We start from the raw sequence: 13,783 nt of genomic DNA, 5'->3' as shown, positions 1-13,783 counted from the left end.
AGTAAGTTACCTAGGGCAGCTCGCTAAGCGGCTGGACTCAATACAAATACTGTAATATTCATTGCTACTCCCGCCCATATAACGGCGGGCAGTGTTAGGTATTTGAGCGGCTAGTTGCGCTTCACTGCCTAAAGTTGTCCACTGCCCTAGCTGTAAAGCAACTTCCCCTTCAAACTGGCGACCTAAAAAATTGGGTGATGGCGATTGACCTAAGTTTTTTTGATTAGGTTGGGCTTGCTGAGTACTTAAATTCAGTATTAGCTGATTACCAACTGGCTGCACGGTAACCCAAAAGCCACTAGCAAGCCATTCATACCCTGTTTCACGGTTGTTGCCACGGCCTGTTTGCACAGGTATCCAAAAACCACGTTCTAATCTAGCAGACGCTCCCTCTCTAACCAGAACCTCAAACACTTCAGCGCGTGCGGTAGAATAATGTCGAGTGTTTTTTAGTTGTAGGTCTTGTAAATTAACGTGCCCTTGTGCAAAAAATACTCGCCAGCCTTGCACGGGCTGATCCAATGCATGAATTAATAGCGCTAATTGTTCTAGGTCTGTTGTTTTGCCGCTGATGATTAGTTTTTGATCGTTTTGGCTGGCAACTGTTCCTTCCATTAAATGCGGCTTAACTGCTTTAAGGACTTCAATGGCTGAGCGGTGTTGTAGTTCGATTAGCTGAATTTTATGCGCGTCATCTGCAACGGCTTGAGGTACAATGCACTGCAGCATTAGTAAAAGTGCTAGGGTAAGCAAGCTATTTTTTAACGAGCTATGTTGCAACAAACCGTTTCGATGTTTAGGTAAGAAGTGCATTATTAACTCCTAAAAGGATTAATTAGACGCTAAATAATTTAATATTGAAACTTAATGGCTACAAGTCATTCATTGTTAAGCTTACTTGCAATTTAACTTAACGCTGTTACACCCTTGTGCTGTTTGTGGGTAGAAGTTAACTTAACTTTAGCTCTAAAATGGATCAAACTTAGTGATGATGTAGAAAATAACAGGGATCAGCATGCTACAACCTATGATTGTTACTCCAAAGATTATTGATAGAAACTTTAATTCAAACGCTAAACGTAATCGCTTTCCTAAGCTTAGCTTAGATTATTCAGTTACATTTCAGCTAGCAACAGGTGAGTTTCACGCTGAAGCAATCGAGATTTCTCACGAAGAATTGCGTATTATCTGCCCTGCTGGTGATATTCCTTTGCTCGTTCCTAGAACCGCTCACCATAGTCCAAATGAAAAAATTATTCACTCAGCAAGTTTGCAGCTAGACAAAGATTTTGATATCGATGCCAAATTGCAAGTGTTGGGTTGCCGTCGTTATTCACAGCAAGGCTTTAATGTTACTTTTCGTATTACTGAGTTAAGTGAAAGCCAACTTGAAAAATTAGAAGCATTTTTACTGACGGCAATAAGAAAAAATGTGCCTACCGCTAGTATGTTTAGTTAGTCTGAGCGTATGAACTTACTGTTAGTTAATCCGCAAGAAATTGATGACCAAGGTTGTGTGTTGCTGACTGATCGCCGCCATCAACACATAATAGACATACACCGTTTAAGTTTAGGTGCAACTTTGCAAGCGGGTGTATTGAATGGTTTGTGTGGCGAAGCAGAAATTATTGAGCAGCAAGCCAATGCTACGCGCATTAAATTAAATCTGTATCGCAAGCCACCTGCTGCATTGCCTGTCACACTATTATTGGCGCTGCCTCGTCCTAGAATGTTAGCCAGAAGCTTAGAACACCTAGCAACCCTTGGTGTTAAAAAAATTATTTTATTGCAAACTGCGCGTGTTGAGAAAAGTTACTGGCAATCGCCAGAATTAAAACTTGAAAAAATTCATCAGCACCTAATGCTTGGTTTAGAGCAAGCTAAAGATACGCTTTTGCCTGAAGTGGTTTGTAAGCAGCTTTTCAAGCCTTTTGTTGAAGATGAGCTGTCTGCTTTAGCGATTAACTCACTTAAATTGGTGGCACATCCGGGCGATTATCCGGCTTGTCCGCGCGGTATTAGCGAGCAATTGACTCTTGCAATAGGCCCTGAAGGTGGTTTTGTCGATTTTGAAATTAAGCTATTAGAAGCACAAGGGTTTCAGCCGGTACAAATGGGTGAGCGTATTTTGCGGGTTGAAACCGCAGTAACTGCTTTGCTTGCACGCCTTTTCTGAGACAAAAAGTCCCAGTTTTAAAATACCTAAAAAGTAGACCTTTTTTTATTCACAAGGTATAACCTGATATAATTTTTTATATATTAGCAACTAGCTAACCTAACAGTTACTTTATCCACTCTTGGAGCCAAACCTATTATGGGCTTGTTATGGATTCCACTGCTGCCGATGCTTGGCACCCTAGTGCCCTTGCTGGTAGCGCGTTTTAGCCGCAGCAGCATTGCTTTTTTTACCGCGTTACTTCCTGCAATAGCATTGTTTTTACTGTTTCAACAAGCACCTGCTGTTTTCAGTGGTGAAGTATTAACAACAAGCTTTGAATGGATACCCTTAGCAGGTCTTGAAGTCGCTTTTAGGTTGGATGGCTTGGCTTGGTTATTTGCGTTGCTTATTTTAGGCATTGGGCAATTAATCATTCTTTATGCGCGTTATTATCTGTCTGAAAAAGACAATATGCCGCTGTTTTATTCCTACCTTATTCTTTTTATGACGGCCATGCTGGGTATTGTATTATCTGGCAATATTATTCAATTATGGTTTTTTTGGGAATTAACCAGTATTAGTTCATTCTTGCTAATTGGCTTTTGGTCGCATAAAACCGAAGCACGCAAAGGCGCTCGTATGGCGCTTACCGTGACAGGTGCCGGAGGATTAGCTTTATTAGCTGGTTTGCTTTTAGTGGGCGATATTGTTGGTAGTTATGATTTAAGCCTGGTACTTGCCAGCGGTGATTTAATTCGTGAACACGCTGCTTATCCTGTTGCATTGGTTTTAATTTTACTGGGTGCGTTTACTAAGTCTGCTCAATTTCCTTTTCATTTTTGGCTACCTCAGGCCATGTCTGCTCCTACGCCAGTGAGTGCCTATCTTCACTCGGCAACAATGGTCAAGGCCGGTATTTTCTTGATGGCGCGTTTTTATCCAGTGCTGTCTGGTACAGAGTTGTGGTTTTTAATCGTTAGCATGACGGGTCTGGCTACTTTACTGCTAGGTGCTTACGTTGCTTTATTTAAGCATGATATTAAAGGGTTACTGGCTTATTCAACAATCAGCCATTTGGGTTTAATTACGCTTTTATTAGGCATGAATACCCAGCTTTCTACGGTTGCTGCTATTTTTCACATTATGAACCACGCCGTATTTAAGGCTTCATTGTTTATGGCGGCAGGTATTATTGACCATGAAACCGGCACGCGTGATATGCGGCAATTAAATGGTTTGTGGAAATATATGCCGCACACAGCCACTTTAGCGATGGTTGGTGCTGCTTCGATGGCGGGCGTGCCTTTGTTTAATGGTTTTTTATCTAAAGAAATGTTTTTTGCAGAAACCCTTCACCAAGTAACGTTAGGTTCTTTATCTTGGATGGTGCCTGTTTTAGCAACGCTGGGTACGGTCTTTTCGGTTGCTTATTCGGCGCGTTTTATTCATGACGTATTTTTTAACGGCGAGCCGATCAACCTACCAAAAACGCCACATGAAGCACCACGCTTTATGCGTATTCCCGTTGAAGTATTGGTTGCGCTTTGTTTGTTGGTAGGTATTTTCCCTAGTTTTATTGTTGGCCCATTATTAGCAACAGCTTCAGGTGCTACGTTAGGTACGGCGCTGCCAGAGTACAACTTAGCTATTTGGCATGGTTTTAATTTACCGCTATTAATGAGCTTTTTAGCCATGTTGGGTGGTTTAGTTATTTACTACAACCGTAAATATTTATTTCGTTTTCAAGCCCAATTTCCAGAGCCCGATGCTAAGTTAATTTTTGAGTGGTTGATGCAGCGCTTAGTTAATAGCTGTCATAACATCATGCAAACGCTGGAAAATAATGCGCTGCAGCGTTATGTTTATTTGTTGATCTTTTTATCCATGATCTTAATGGCAGGGCCAATGATTGACCTTCATACAACAGAAGGGCACAAATCACAAATTCCTATTGATGCTTTAACATTAATAGGTGCCATTATTCTTGCTATAGCAGCCATTGCGACAGTTTTATTTAATCGTAAAAGACTGGTTTCTTTAATTTGTTTATCCGTAGTTGGATTAATTGTTTCTTTGGCATTTGCACGCTTTTCAGCGCCTGACTTGGCACTCACTCAGCTATCAGTTGAAGTCGTTACGATGATTCTAATGTTGCTGGCGCTGTTCTTTTTGCCACAAAATACGCCTAAAGAATCACATCCACGTCGCCTGGTTAGAGATTTAGGTTTGGCGGGCATTGTTGGTGGCGTTATTGGTACGATTAACTATGCAATGATTACGCGGCCACTAGAAAGTATTTCTTGGTTTTACCTTGAAAACAGTAAAATTGGTGGTGGTGGTACTAACGTTGTCAACGTCATTTTGGTTGATTTTCGCGGCCTAGATACTTTAGGTGAGATTTCTGTACTCGGTATTGCTGCCTTAGGTATTTTTAAGCTGATTGTACGGATGCGTTTATATATGCCCAGTAGTGATTCGACAGGACGGCCTTGGGCAACGGGTCGCTACCCTATGATGTTGAGCGTCGTTTCACAAAATCTATTACCCCTTGCCTTATTAGTGTCTATTTATATTTTTCTACGCGGTCATAATATGCCTGGTGGTGGCTTTATTGCTGGCTTAATTACCGCCGTTGCTATTATTCAGCAATACATTGCGCATGGTGTGGATTGGATAAAAGACCGTCTACGGATTAATTATCAGTGGTTAATTGCTTGCGGTATATTAACGGCTACTTTAACAGGCATGGGCAGTTGGTTTTTTGACCGTCCTTTCTTAACGTCTTGGTTTGATTATTTTAGTTTGCCTATTTTTGGCAAGTTTGAATTAGCCAGTGCTATGTTGTTTGATCTAGGCGTTTACCTGACTGTTATTGGTGCAACACTTATGATTTTGGCGAATTTAGGTAAATTAACCACCAGTCACAGCCCTGCAATAAAGGAGAATAGTTAATGGAGGCCTTGTTTGCGTTTAGTATTGGCTTGCTGACGGCTTCGGGTGTTTTTCTTACCTTACGTGGGCGCACTTTTCCAGTTGCTGTAGGAATCACCCTGCTTTCTTATGCTGTGAACTTGTTTCTTTTTTCTAGTGGTCGATTAACGATCAATGGCGCTGCTGTATTAGGTGCTTCTGAAGTGTATACCGATCCAGTGCCTCAAGCGCTGGTATTAACTGCTATTGTTATTGGTTTTGCGATGACCGCGTTTTTATTAATTCTTGCCATGCGCTCTCGTGCCGATTTAGGCAACGACCATGTAGATGGCCGTTTGCCCATAGAGCCTGAGGAAAAGAAAAAATGATGCAGCAACACTTACCGCTACTGCCCGTTATTTTTCCATTAATCATTGGTACTTTGCTTTTATTGCCACCGATTGCTAACAGTTTAATGCGGCAGCGTAGCGTCACCTTGTTGGCTAGCTTAGTGATTATTGCGCTGGGCATTTGGATGATTCAAGTTGCTCATTTAGAAGGTATACAACTTTACTTTTTAGGTGATTGGAAACCGCCTTTTGGTATTTTGCTGGTATTGGATCGAACGTCAGCATTAATGGTGCTGTTAACTAGCTTGTTGACCTTGGGTGCTTTGCTTTATGCCACGGGTGGTGATGACAATACGGGGATGCATTTTTATCCACTGTTTATGTTTCAAGTGGCAGGTGTTAACGGTGCTTTTTTAACCGGTGATTTGTTTAATCTCTTTGTGTTCTTTGAAGTGCTACTTATGGCTTCTTATTCATTGCTGATTCACGGCGGTGGTAAGCAGCGGACACAGGCGGCTATGCATTATGTTGTGCTTAACTTGGTTGGTTCAGCATTCTTTTTGTTCGCCTTGGGTATCTTGTACGGTACGCTTGGCACGCTAAATATGGCAGACATGGCGGCTAGGGTTCATCACCTTAATCCAGATGAGTTGGCGCTTGTAAAAACAGGTGGTTTATTATTGCTGGTAGTATTTGGCTTAAAATCTGCCTTATTGCCGCTACAGTTCTGGTTGCCGCGTACTTATTCTGCTGCTAGCGCACCCGTTGCTGCTTTGTTTGCAATTATGACCAAAGTAGGTATTTACAGTATTTTACGTGTACATACGCTTATTTTTGGCCCAGAAGCTGGTGAATTAGCTAACTTAATCCAGCCTTGGTTATGGCCTTTGTCTTTATTGACACTGGCTATTGGTGCTGTTGGTGCTTTAGCCAGCCCCAGTTTAAGAATGCTGGCGGCTAATTTGGTGATTATTTCAGTCGGTACTTTGCTGATTGCTGCTGCCATTGCTACACCTCAAGCCATTGGTGCCGCGCTTTATTACTTAGTTCATTCCACTTTGGTTGCTGCGGCATTGTTTTTATTAGCCGATGCAATTGGTGAGCAACGGGGTAAACCGGGTGATCGTTTTGTGGCAGCACGCCGTGTGCAGCAACCGATTTTATTGGGTACCGCTTTTTTTGTTGCCGCGTTAAGCGTAGCAGGAATGCCGCCTTTCTCTGGTTTTATTGGCAAGCTTATGTTGTTACAAGCGGCTGGTCAGACATCACTAATCGCTAGCTGGGTTTGGCCTGCCATTTTGATTAGTAGCCTTGCTGCAATTATTGCGCTATCCCGAGCAGGCACTAGCCTTTTTTGGCGAGTCAATAATCGAGGCAATATATCAGCAGAAGTAAAGCCGCTGCCATTACTTAAACTTTCTGGTATTTGGTTTTTACTGGCTTGTTCACCGTTGATGGTTATTTTTGCGGGTAGCATTACTGAATACACCCAATTAGCGGCTGAACAATTATTTGATATTCAAACAACTTTAGATTTAATACTGCAACAAGGGGATAAATAATGCGCTCCCGTTTATTGCCTATGCCTGTGCAAAGTGCGCTACTGTTTGTTGTGTGGTTGTTAATGAACAATACAATCGCAGCGGGTCATATTTTTTTAGCCACTGTTTTTGCTGTTGTTATTCCTTTATTGGTGAATTGCCTACAACACCCACAACCGACTATACGCCGGCCTTTTTTAGCGGTGCGTTATTTTTTATTGGTGTTGATGGATATTTTTATGGCGAATATGCAGGTGGCTGTACTTATTTTGGGACCATTGAGAAAAATGAACCCAGGGTTTGTGGCTGTGCCATTAGACCTTAAAGGCAACCTCCCTATCACTTTACTGGCTAGCACCGTGTCTTTAACACCCGGTACAGTAAGTTGTGATATTTCTGAAGATCACTGTTGGCTGTATATTCATGCCCTGAATTTAGTCAGTGAGCAAGCGTTAATTGATTCGATTAAAACCCGCTATGAAGCACCGCTAAAGGAGATTTTTGGATGCTAAATACAGCGCTATTCCTAGTTAGTGGCATGATCGCTTTGGCACTTTTATTGAGTTTGTGGCGATTAATTCGAGGTACTAGCATTGCTGATCGAATTTTGGCGCTGGATACTTTATACATTAATAGTATTGCTTTAATTATTATTTTAGGTATGTACATGGGGTCGCCCCTTTATTTTGAAGCTGCGTTATTGATTGCACTGCTCGGTTTTGTAAGTACCGCTGCATTGTGTAAATACTTGCTACGTGGCGATATTATTGAGTAGAAAATACCATGAATTGGATTGAATTAATTTTAAGTTTTTTTGTGTTATTAGGTGGTTTATTTATGCTGATCGGCTCGATTGGCGTGGCTCGCTTGCCTGATTTTTATATGCGCCTACACGCACCAACTAAAGCAACGACTTTGGGTGTAGGCAGCTTATTGATTGCGTCGATGATTTTTTTTAGCCTAAAAAACTCTATGTTTAGTATCCATGAGGTCCTGATTACTATTTTCTTATTTATTACTGCGCCGGTAAGCGCCCACATGATGGCTAAGGCTGCGTTGCATTTAAATACTAAAACGCTTGCCCGTACTCAAGGTTTTAGTGTTCAAAAAGCAGCGACCAAGCGCAGTAACAAACCTAAAAAAGATTTAGCTAATCAATAATCAGTCTTTTAAAACCAACCTTTGCGTTTAAAATAGTAGAGCATGGATGCTGTAATCACTAGCATTAAACCCCAAGCCGCTGGATAGCCAAATGCCCAGTTAAGCTCTGGCATATTCCATGCGCTGCTATCTGGATTAAAATTCATTCCATAGACACCCACAATAAAAGTAAGCGGAATAAATAGCGTAGAAATGACCGTCAGCACTTTCATTACTTCATTCATGCGGTCACTAAGCGATGAGGTGTACATATCATAAAGACTAAATACCAGTTCTCGTTGGCTTTCTATGCTGTCAATAACTTGCACTAGATGGTCATAAACGTCACGTAAATAAATTTTAATTTCAGCGCTAATAAGTGGCGAGTCATCACGAATTAAGCCATTAACACCATCACGTAATGACCAAGCTGATTTTCTAAAAAATATCAAATCACGGCGCAAAGCATGAATGCTTTGTAGATCAGCAGGATCAGGGTTTTCTAGTACACGCTCTTCCATATCCTCAATGGTTTCGTTAATAAAATCTAATGCGGTGAAGTAATGGTCAACCAAGTTATCTAATAAAGCATAGGCTAAAAAGTCGATACTGTGACGGCGCAAACGTGTGTTTGCCACTAACATACGACGTATAACCGGATCAAATAAAGGGTCGTCACTTTCTTGAAAAGACAATACAAAGTTTTTACCTAAAACCAAGCTAACCTGCTCAGATTTAAGCTCTGTTTCTTCACCTTTTTGGCGGGTAGTAATCATCCGAGCTACCACAAAAATAATCTCACCATAAGGCTCTACTTTCGGGCGCTGGTTAATGCTAACAATGTCTTCTTGAACCAGCGGGTGTAGCTCAAAATAATCCATGACTTTGCGTAGTTCAGTGATGTCGTGCAAGCCTTGAATTTGAATCCAAGTTTTACTACTTGGGCGTAAATAAGCAGCGGCTGGGTCTAAAGCTTCAATCGCAAAACTATCGTAACGGTTTGCATCATAGTCATGCACTTTCATCAGCATTTTATCTAGTTTTTGTTCACCCGTGTGTAATAGCGTACCCGGTGGTTGGCCAGGTTTTTTACGCTGCACTGAACCAGTAGAAGGCCGATTAAATAAGCTACGAAAACCTAGGTTAGGATTTTCATCCTGCTGATTTAAGCTCATGTTATACCCCGATTAATGTGCAAAAAATAGGTTTTACCAACCTTGCGTGTGCTGTATAACTAATTTTTCCATCATTTCAATGTGTTCAGGGCGTGAGTTAAGAGCAGGAATGTAAGTGAAGTTTTTGCCACCTGCTGCTTCGTAATACTCACGGTTTTCACCTTCAATTTCTTCCAGCGTTTCTAAACAATCAGCACTAAATCCGGGGCAAATCACTGAAATACTTTCAGTTTTATTTGCACCTAAAGTTTTCAAGGTTTCATCCGTGTAGGGTTGTAACCAAGGTTCACGTCCAAAGCGTGATTGAAAGGTTAACTTCCATTGTTCTTCTTGCAAGCCCAGTGCTTTAGCCAGTGCATTAGCAGTAGCACCACAATGCCTTTCGTAAGGATCGCCTTTTTTTGTGTAGCGCTGCGGGATGCCGTGAAAAGACATAATGAGCTGTTCTGATTGTTTGCCTTGAACTTGCCAAGATTGGCGAACCGATTGTGCTAAAGCATGAATATAGGCAGGGTGCGTTGCATAGTCACGAATAAAGCGCAGCTCTGGCCAATGTGGGCATTTTTTAAGACTGCTGGCTAAACGGTCAAAAGCTGCTGCTGTGGTTGACGATGAAAACTGTGGGTACATAGGCAGTACAAGCAATTTTTCCACGCCTAGCTGACGCATTTCACGGCCAACATCTTCCATTGAAGGCGAGCCGTAAGTCATGGCTAATAAAACAGGGATTTTTTTACCAAGGCTTTCTTCTAATTTGGCTTCTAGTCCAGCACGTTGCTGCTTGCTAATGGCTAATAGTGGCGAGCCGTCGTCTGTCCAAACTTGCTGATAATTTTTAGCAACACGGCTGGGGCGAAAACGTAAAATAATACCATGCAAAATTAGCCACCAAAGTGGACGCGCAACATCCACCACACGCTGGTCCCATAAAAATTCAGCTAGGTATTTTTTAACAGCGGAAGGTGTTGGTGCATCTGGCGTTCCCAGATTCACCAGTAATACTGCAAAAGGGGGCTTTTTTGTTGAAGACACTGGCAAACCTCATCATTAGCAAAAGGATAGTTTACACCATCCTACCAAATCAGAAGCTGCAACTCTATGTATAAGTTTTGTATAATGCTTGGATCAGTTAATTAGGCGATTAATTAATCGGATGCTTAAAAGCTAAGGTTTAGGGCCGTTGGGTTTAAGCCTTGGTAATAAGTTTGACGACCAATCATCTCATCGTTGGCTACATGGCTAAGCAATACCGCTCGTGTAATGCCCTGACTTTTTAATTCATTAGTGGCTTCACTTAGGCTGCGAAAAACACGCTGCTGTCCACGCCAGTTAGTTAATAAGTCAATATTTTCACCATTACGAATTTGCACTAGGTAAAAACCACTGGAGGCATGACTAATCACACACACTTGAAGCGTTGGACTTAATTTAATTTGTTTTTTTAGTTCTTTAATTTGCATAGACTACCTTGATTATCGTGTTGTTATTAAAATAATACTTTCTACTGCCTAAGACTCAATGTTTGGTAAAAAGTTCAATATTGAACTACCAGAAAAATATAAGGTGTTATTTATGACGGAGTTTAAAATGCAAAAAATAGCCATTTTAGTGGATGTGCAAAATGTTTATTACACGACTAAACAAGCGTTTGGTCGCAATTTTGATTACAACCAATTCTGGGCAAAGGTGACTCAAAATAGGCAGGTGATTAAAGCCGTTGCTTATGCTATTGACCGTGGTGATCCAAAACAACAACAGTTTCAAAACATTCTTAAAGCCATTGGTTTTGAAGTGAAGTTAAAGCCTTTTATTCAACGCTCAGATGGTTCTGCTAAAGGTGATTGGGATGTGGGGATTGCTTTGGATGCGATGGAGTATGCCGAATTGAGTGACACGGTTGTTTTGGTTTCAGGCGACGGTGATTTTGATTTATTAGCCGACCGCATTAAAACCAAAAAGAATGCTACTGTCGAGGTTTATGGTGTTGAATCACTGACGGCTGATTCACTCAAGCAAGCTGCTAGCCGGTTTTTTCCAATAACAGCAGCGCTGTTGTTAAAGTGATTGATGTTTTGAAACGCCATTAAAATTGTAAAAGGAAATAACTAATGAAAAAGACCTTTGCATTCATAGCAGCGCTGACGCTGGCGGGTTGTGCGACACAAACACCCCCGATGAAGGATGCTGACGTTAAAGTGACTGAATCACAGCAACGCGAAGCACAATTAAAAGCTCAGCAGCAGACCGAAAAAGAATCGCTACGTTTAAAGCGCAAAATAGCGGTGGGTCGCTTGTCTAACGAAACTAATTATGGTCGTAGCTTGCTGCGTGAAAATGCACAAGATCAGCTAGGTGGCAAAGTTACCGATATGTTTTTGCAGGCGCTAACTAATAGCAACCGCTTTTTAGTGTTTGAACGCCCAGACCTTGTTTTGCTCAAGAACGAAGCAGAGCTATCGGGTCAAACCCTGGATATTGTTGGAGTCGACACGCTGGTGATTGGTTCGTTAACGCAATTTGGTCGTGCAACCACGGGCGAGCGCGGTTTTCTTTCGTCTTCTAAAAAACAGCAAGCCAGTGCAACGGTTGATCTACGCCTTGTTGATGTAACAACGGGTCGCGCCTTTGAATCAGTAACTGGCTCTGGCATTGCTTCTACCGAACACGCAAGAACGATGGGTTTTGGTTCTGCTGCTAGTTATGACGGTAGTTTAAACGATCAAGCCATTGCCGCCGCAGTCACCGCTGCCGTTGACAAAATGACCCGTTTATTTATGGAAAAGCCTTGGACGGCCGATATTCTAGGGCAAGAAGGCGAGCTACTTTTTATTAGTGGCGGTAAAAGCCAAGGCGTTCAAACTGGTATGGTGTTTGATATTGAAACCAAAGGCCATAAAGTGAAATCTCAAACAACGGGTGCAACGATTACCTTACCGGGTAAAAAAATAGGCGAGTTAAAGGTTATCAGCTTGTTTGGCGAGGATATTTTGAATCAAGGCGCTGCGGCAAGTTTAACTAAGGGTTCAGTGGTTGGCTATGAACTTAATCAGCTACAAATTAAGGAGCAAAAATAATGCGATTCTTTTTAATGGCTTTATTTTTTTTGACGCTAACCGCTTGTGTACAAAGCCCAACCCACAGCACTCAAGTGGTTGATGACCGCCCAAGTGTTGCTTTTGAGTTGCAATCAACAGCAGCCAAAACCTATGAACTAAAAATTGACGGTGTTTCTTACGGCAAAGTGAGCCAATACCAAGCGGGTAAAGAGCGTTTAAGAATCGTTGATGGTTCGCACACACTCGAATTATTTAGCGGCACTAAAAAAGTATTTAGCGAAAAAGTTTACCTAGGTGCAGGTACTCATAAAATGATAAAAGTGGGTGATTATGATTAACCTGTACTGGGCTAATAAAAAACGATTAGGGCTAGCTCTAATTGTTATTTTAACCACGGGTTGTGCAACCGACACACGCTTGTATAACTGGGGAAAATACGAACAAACTTTGTTTACTGTTTACCATGATCCTGAATATAAAGAACAAGCCATTCAACAATACATCAACTTTATTAACCAACAACAAGCTTTAAATAACCAGCGCGTAAATAATCAGACTATAAAACAGTTAGCGCCTGGGCTGTGTGCTGAAGCAGGTACGTTTATGTTAGAACAAGGCAATTATAAAAATGCGCTGGTATTTTATAAAATGGAATACGAACTTTGGCCAGAAAGCCGCCCCATGTTGGGTGCGTTGATTCAAAATTTAGAGGCTAGGTTATGAAGCGCTTAGCAACTACTTTATCCATGAGTTTAGTGCTGCTGCTGACTATTTTAGTGACTGGCTGTGCTACCCAAACGGTTGCGTTTCCTGATAATTTTAACGGTGTACGTCCTGCTTCAATTTTAATTGTACCGCCTTTAAATGAAGTGACTGATGTGCAGGCTACAACATCGGTGTTAGCTACTTTACCTTATTATTTGGCTGAAAAAGGTTTTTATGTCTTTCCAGTCAATACTGTAAAAACATTATTAGAATTTGAAGGGTATTATGAAGCCGCAGAAGTCTTTGCTGCGCCGCCTGAGCAATTAGCTAATCTGTTTAAAGCCGATGCTATTTTGTATGTAACAATTCATCAGTGGACTTCTAAGTATGTTGTTTTTGCTGCCAGCACTGAGGTGGATTTTGAATATAGATTAGTGGCTGCGGATGGTTCGCTGTTGTGGCAGCAACGCCTTAACGCGGTTTATTCGCCCAATAATAATGGTGGCGGTGGATTGGCAGGTTTGGTCGTCAATGCAGTGCAAGCAGCGGTTGAGCGTTCGGTTCCTAATTACATTCCCTTGACGCAATCGTTGCATAAGCGGGCATTTTTAGCGCCGCAAGGCAATCGACAAAGCTTTCCTTTAGGCCCTTATCACCCTTATTATGCTGAGTATTACGAACAGGTTATGCCTGTTTTGTAATGCAATTTTTGTTAAAGACGTAATTTTTAAAAAATGAGGATGCTTAA

Annotated in this window: 17 protein-coding genes; 13 read left to right on the top strand and 4 right to left on the bottom strand. The window is 41.6% G+C overall.

Features of this window, described 5'->3' with window-relative positions; genetic code table 11:
- Positions 1–6: 6 nt before the first annotated feature.
- Entirely contained in the window at positions 7–813 is an 807-nt protein-coding gene (locus VJY63_RS06340; RefSeq protein WP_324049138.1) for a hypothetical protein, read from the bottom strand.
- A 202-nt stretch (positions 814–1,015) separates the two neighbouring features.
- Between VJY63_RS06340 and VJY63_RS06335 the strand changes: the two genes are divergently transcribed.
- The 8 genes from VJY63_RS06335 (at position 1,016) to VJY63_RS06300 (ending at position 8,120) form a co-directional block, all read left to right on the top strand.
- Positions 1,016–1,459, top strand: a complete 444-nt coding sequence (locus tag VJY63_RS06335; protein WP_324049136.1) for a hypothetical protein — start codon at positions 1,016–1,018, stop codon at positions 1,457–1,459.
- 9 nt (positions 1,460–1,468) lie between these two features.
- Positions 1,469–2,176 carry a 16S rRNA (uracil(1498)-N(3))-methyltransferase gene (locus tag VJY63_RS06330; protein ID WP_324049134.1) on the top strand — a complete coding sequence of 236 codons (708 nt, stop codon included), beginning with the start codon at positions 1,469–1,471 and terminating at the stop codon, positions 2,174–2,176.
- Positions 2,177–2,314: 138 nt separating this feature from the next.
- A complete protein-coding gene (locus VJY63_RS06325) occupies positions 2,315–5,110 on the top strand; it encodes a monovalent cation/H+ antiporter subunit A (RefSeq protein ID WP_324049131.1) in 2,796 nt (931 codons plus the stop codon).
- Positions 5,110–5,457: a Na+/H+ antiporter subunit C gene (locus VJY63_RS06320; protein ID WP_324049130.1), complete on the top strand. Its 348-nt coding sequence runs from the start codon at positions 5,110–5,112 to the stop codon at positions 5,455–5,457. Before VJY63_RS06325 ends, VJY63_RS06320 begins: the two co-directional genes overlap by 1 nt.
- Positions 5,457–6,980: a monovalent cation/H+ antiporter subunit D gene (locus VJY63_RS06315; RefSeq protein ID WP_414674821.1), complete on the top strand. Its 1,524-nt coding sequence runs from the start codon at positions 5,457–5,459 to the stop codon at positions 6,978–6,980. Before VJY63_RS06320 ends, VJY63_RS06315 begins: the two co-directional genes overlap by 1 nt.
- Complete coding sequence (locus VJY63_RS06310; protein WP_324049126.1) at positions 6,980–7,471, top strand: Na+/H+ antiporter subunit E; 492 nt, start codon at positions 6,980–6,982, stop codon at positions 7,469–7,471. Before VJY63_RS06315 ends, VJY63_RS06310 begins: the two co-directional genes overlap by 1 nt.
- A complete protein-coding gene (locus VJY63_RS06305; protein WP_324049123.1) occupies positions 7,465–7,734 on the top strand; it encodes a K+/H+ antiporter subunit F in 270 nt (89 codons plus the stop codon). Before VJY63_RS06310 ends, VJY63_RS06305 begins: the two co-directional genes overlap by 7 nt.
- Positions 7,735–7,742: 8 nt before the next feature.
- Positions 7,743–8,120, top strand: coding sequence for a Na+/H+ antiporter subunit G (locus VJY63_RS06300; protein WP_324049121.1), 378 nt, complete (start codon positions 7,743–7,745; stop codon positions 8,118–8,120).
- 8 nt (positions 8,121–8,128) lie between these two features.
- On the opposite strand, the gene corA is transcribed toward VJY63_RS06300, so the two are convergent.
- The 3 genes from corA to VJY63_RS06285 all read right to left on the bottom strand — a co-directional run bounded on the left by corA (position 8,129) and on the right by VJY63_RS06285 (position 10,734).
- On the bottom strand, positions 8,129–9,274 hold the full coding sequence (gene corA / locus VJY63_RS06295) for a magnesium/cobalt transporter CorA (protein ID WP_324049119.1): 1,146 nt from the start codon (positions 9,272–9,274) through the stop codon (positions 8,129–8,131).
- A gap of 33 nt (positions 9,275–9,307) precedes the next feature.
- A complete protein-coding gene (gene hemH, locus VJY63_RS06290) occupies positions 9,308–10,306 on the bottom strand; it encodes a ferrochelatase (protein WP_324049117.1) in 999 nt (332 codons plus the stop codon).
- Positions 10,307–10,431: 125 nt separating this feature from the next.
- The gene (locus VJY63_RS06285; protein ID WP_324049115.1) at positions 10,432–10,734 is read right to left on the bottom strand and encodes a DUF6482 family protein; all 303 of its coding nucleotides are present in this window, start codon (positions 10,732–10,734) and stop codon (positions 10,432–10,434) included.
- 127 nt (positions 10,735–10,861) lie between these two features.
- Here VJY63_RS06285 and VJY63_RS06280 point away from each other — a divergent pair, with 127 nt between their 5' ends.
- The 5 genes from VJY63_RS06280 to VJY63_RS06260 are packed head-to-tail and all read left to right on the top strand — an operon-like array spanning position 10,862 to position 13,736.
- Positions 10,862–11,338, top strand: a complete 477-nt coding sequence (locus VJY63_RS06280) for an NYN domain-containing protein (protein ID WP_324049312.1) — start codon at positions 10,862–10,864, stop codon at positions 11,336–11,338.
- 44 nt (positions 11,339–11,382) lie between these two features.
- Positions 11,383–12,348: a CsgG/HfaB family protein gene (locus VJY63_RS06275; protein ID WP_324049113.1), complete on the top strand. Its 966-nt coding sequence runs from the start codon at positions 11,383–11,385 to the stop codon at positions 12,346–12,348.
- Positions 12,348–12,668: a hypothetical protein gene (locus tag VJY63_RS06270; RefSeq protein WP_324049111.1), complete on the top strand. Its 321-nt coding sequence runs from the start codon at positions 12,348–12,350 to the stop codon at positions 12,666–12,668. The genes VJY63_RS06275 and VJY63_RS06270 overlap by 1 nt, the downstream gene beginning before the upstream one ends.
- Positions 12,661–13,053, top strand: a complete 393-nt coding sequence (locus VJY63_RS06265; protein ID WP_324049109.1) for a DUF4810 domain-containing protein — start codon at positions 12,661–12,663, stop codon at positions 13,051–13,053. The genes VJY63_RS06270 and VJY63_RS06265 overlap by 8 nt, the downstream gene beginning before the upstream one ends.
- Positions 13,050–13,736: a GNA1162 family protein gene (locus tag VJY63_RS06260; protein ID WP_324049107.1), complete on the top strand. Its 687-nt coding sequence runs from the start codon at positions 13,050–13,052 to the stop codon at positions 13,734–13,736. Before VJY63_RS06265 ends, VJY63_RS06260 begins: the two co-directional genes overlap by 4 nt.
- Positions 13,737–13,783 lie beyond the last annotated feature (47 nt).

Origin of the sequence: Marinospirillum sp. (assembly GCF_035271045.1) — a bacterium.
Lineage (GTDB): Bacteria > Pseudomonadota > Gammaproteobacteria > Pseudomonadales > Halomonadaceae > Marinospirillum.
This window is presented reverse-complemented; position numbering and strand designations above follow the sequence as displayed.

What these genes read in the sequence shown, in the direction of transcription:
- VJY63_RS06340 (WP_324049138.1), bottom strand. Translation starts at nt 813, where the DNA reads ATGCACTTCTTACCTAAACATCGAAACGGTTTGTTGCAACATAGCTCG.
- VJY63_RS06335 (WP_324049136.1), top strand. Translation starts at nt 1,016, where the DNA reads ATGCTACAACCTATGATTGTTACTCCAAAGATTATTGATAGAAACTTT.
- VJY63_RS06330 (WP_324049134.1), top strand. Translation starts at nt 1,469, where the DNA reads ATGAACTTACTGTTAGTTAATCCGCAAGAAATTGATGACCAAGGTTGT.
- VJY63_RS06325 (WP_324049131.1), top strand. Translation starts at nt 2,315, where the DNA reads ATGGGCTTGTTATGGATTCCACTGCTGCCGATGCTTGGCACCCTAGTG.
- VJY63_RS06320 (WP_324049130.1), top strand. Translation starts at nt 5,110, where the DNA reads ATGGAGGCCTTGTTTGCGTTTAGTATTGGCTTGCTGACGGCTTCGGGT.
- VJY63_RS06315 (WP_414674821.1), top strand. Translation starts at nt 5,457, where the DNA reads ATGCAGCAACACTTACCGCTACTGCCCGTTATTTTTCCATTAATCATT.
- VJY63_RS06310 (WP_324049126.1), top strand. Translation starts at nt 6,980, where the DNA reads ATGCGCTCCCGTTTATTGCCTATGCCTGTGCAAAGTGCGCTACTGTTT.
- VJY63_RS06305 (WP_324049123.1), top strand. Translation starts at nt 7,465, where the DNA reads ATGCTAAATACAGCGCTATTCCTAGTTAGTGGCATGATCGCTTTGGCA.
- VJY63_RS06300 (WP_324049121.1), top strand. Translation starts at nt 7,743, where the DNA reads ATGAATTGGATTGAATTAATTTTAAGTTTTTTTGTGTTATTAGGTGGT.
- corA (WP_324049119.1), bottom strand. Translation starts at nt 9,274, where the DNA reads ATGAGCTTAAATCAGCAGGATGAAAATCCTAACCTAGGTTTTCGTAGC.
- VJY63_RS06285 (WP_324049115.1), bottom strand. Translation starts at nt 10,734, where the DNA reads ATGCAAATTAAAGAACTAAAAAAACAAATTAAATTAAGTCCAACGCTT.
- VJY63_RS06280 (WP_324049312.1), top strand. Translation starts at nt 10,862, where the DNA reads ATGCAAAAAATAGCCATTTTAGTGGATGTGCAAAATGTTTATTACACG.
- VJY63_RS06275 (WP_324049113.1), top strand. Translation starts at nt 11,383, where the DNA reads ATGAAAAAGACCTTTGCATTCATAGCAGCGCTGACGCTGGCGGGTTGT.
- VJY63_RS06270 (WP_324049111.1), top strand. Translation starts at nt 12,348, where the DNA reads ATGCGATTCTTTTTAATGGCTTTATTTTTTTTGACGCTAACCGCTTGT.
- VJY63_RS06265 (WP_324049109.1), top strand. Translation starts at nt 12,661, where the DNA reads ATGATTAACCTGTACTGGGCTAATAAAAAACGATTAGGGCTAGCTCTA.
- VJY63_RS06260 (WP_324049107.1), top strand. Translation starts at nt 13,050, where the DNA reads ATGAAGCGCTTAGCAACTACTTTATCCATGAGTTTAGTGCTGCTGCTG.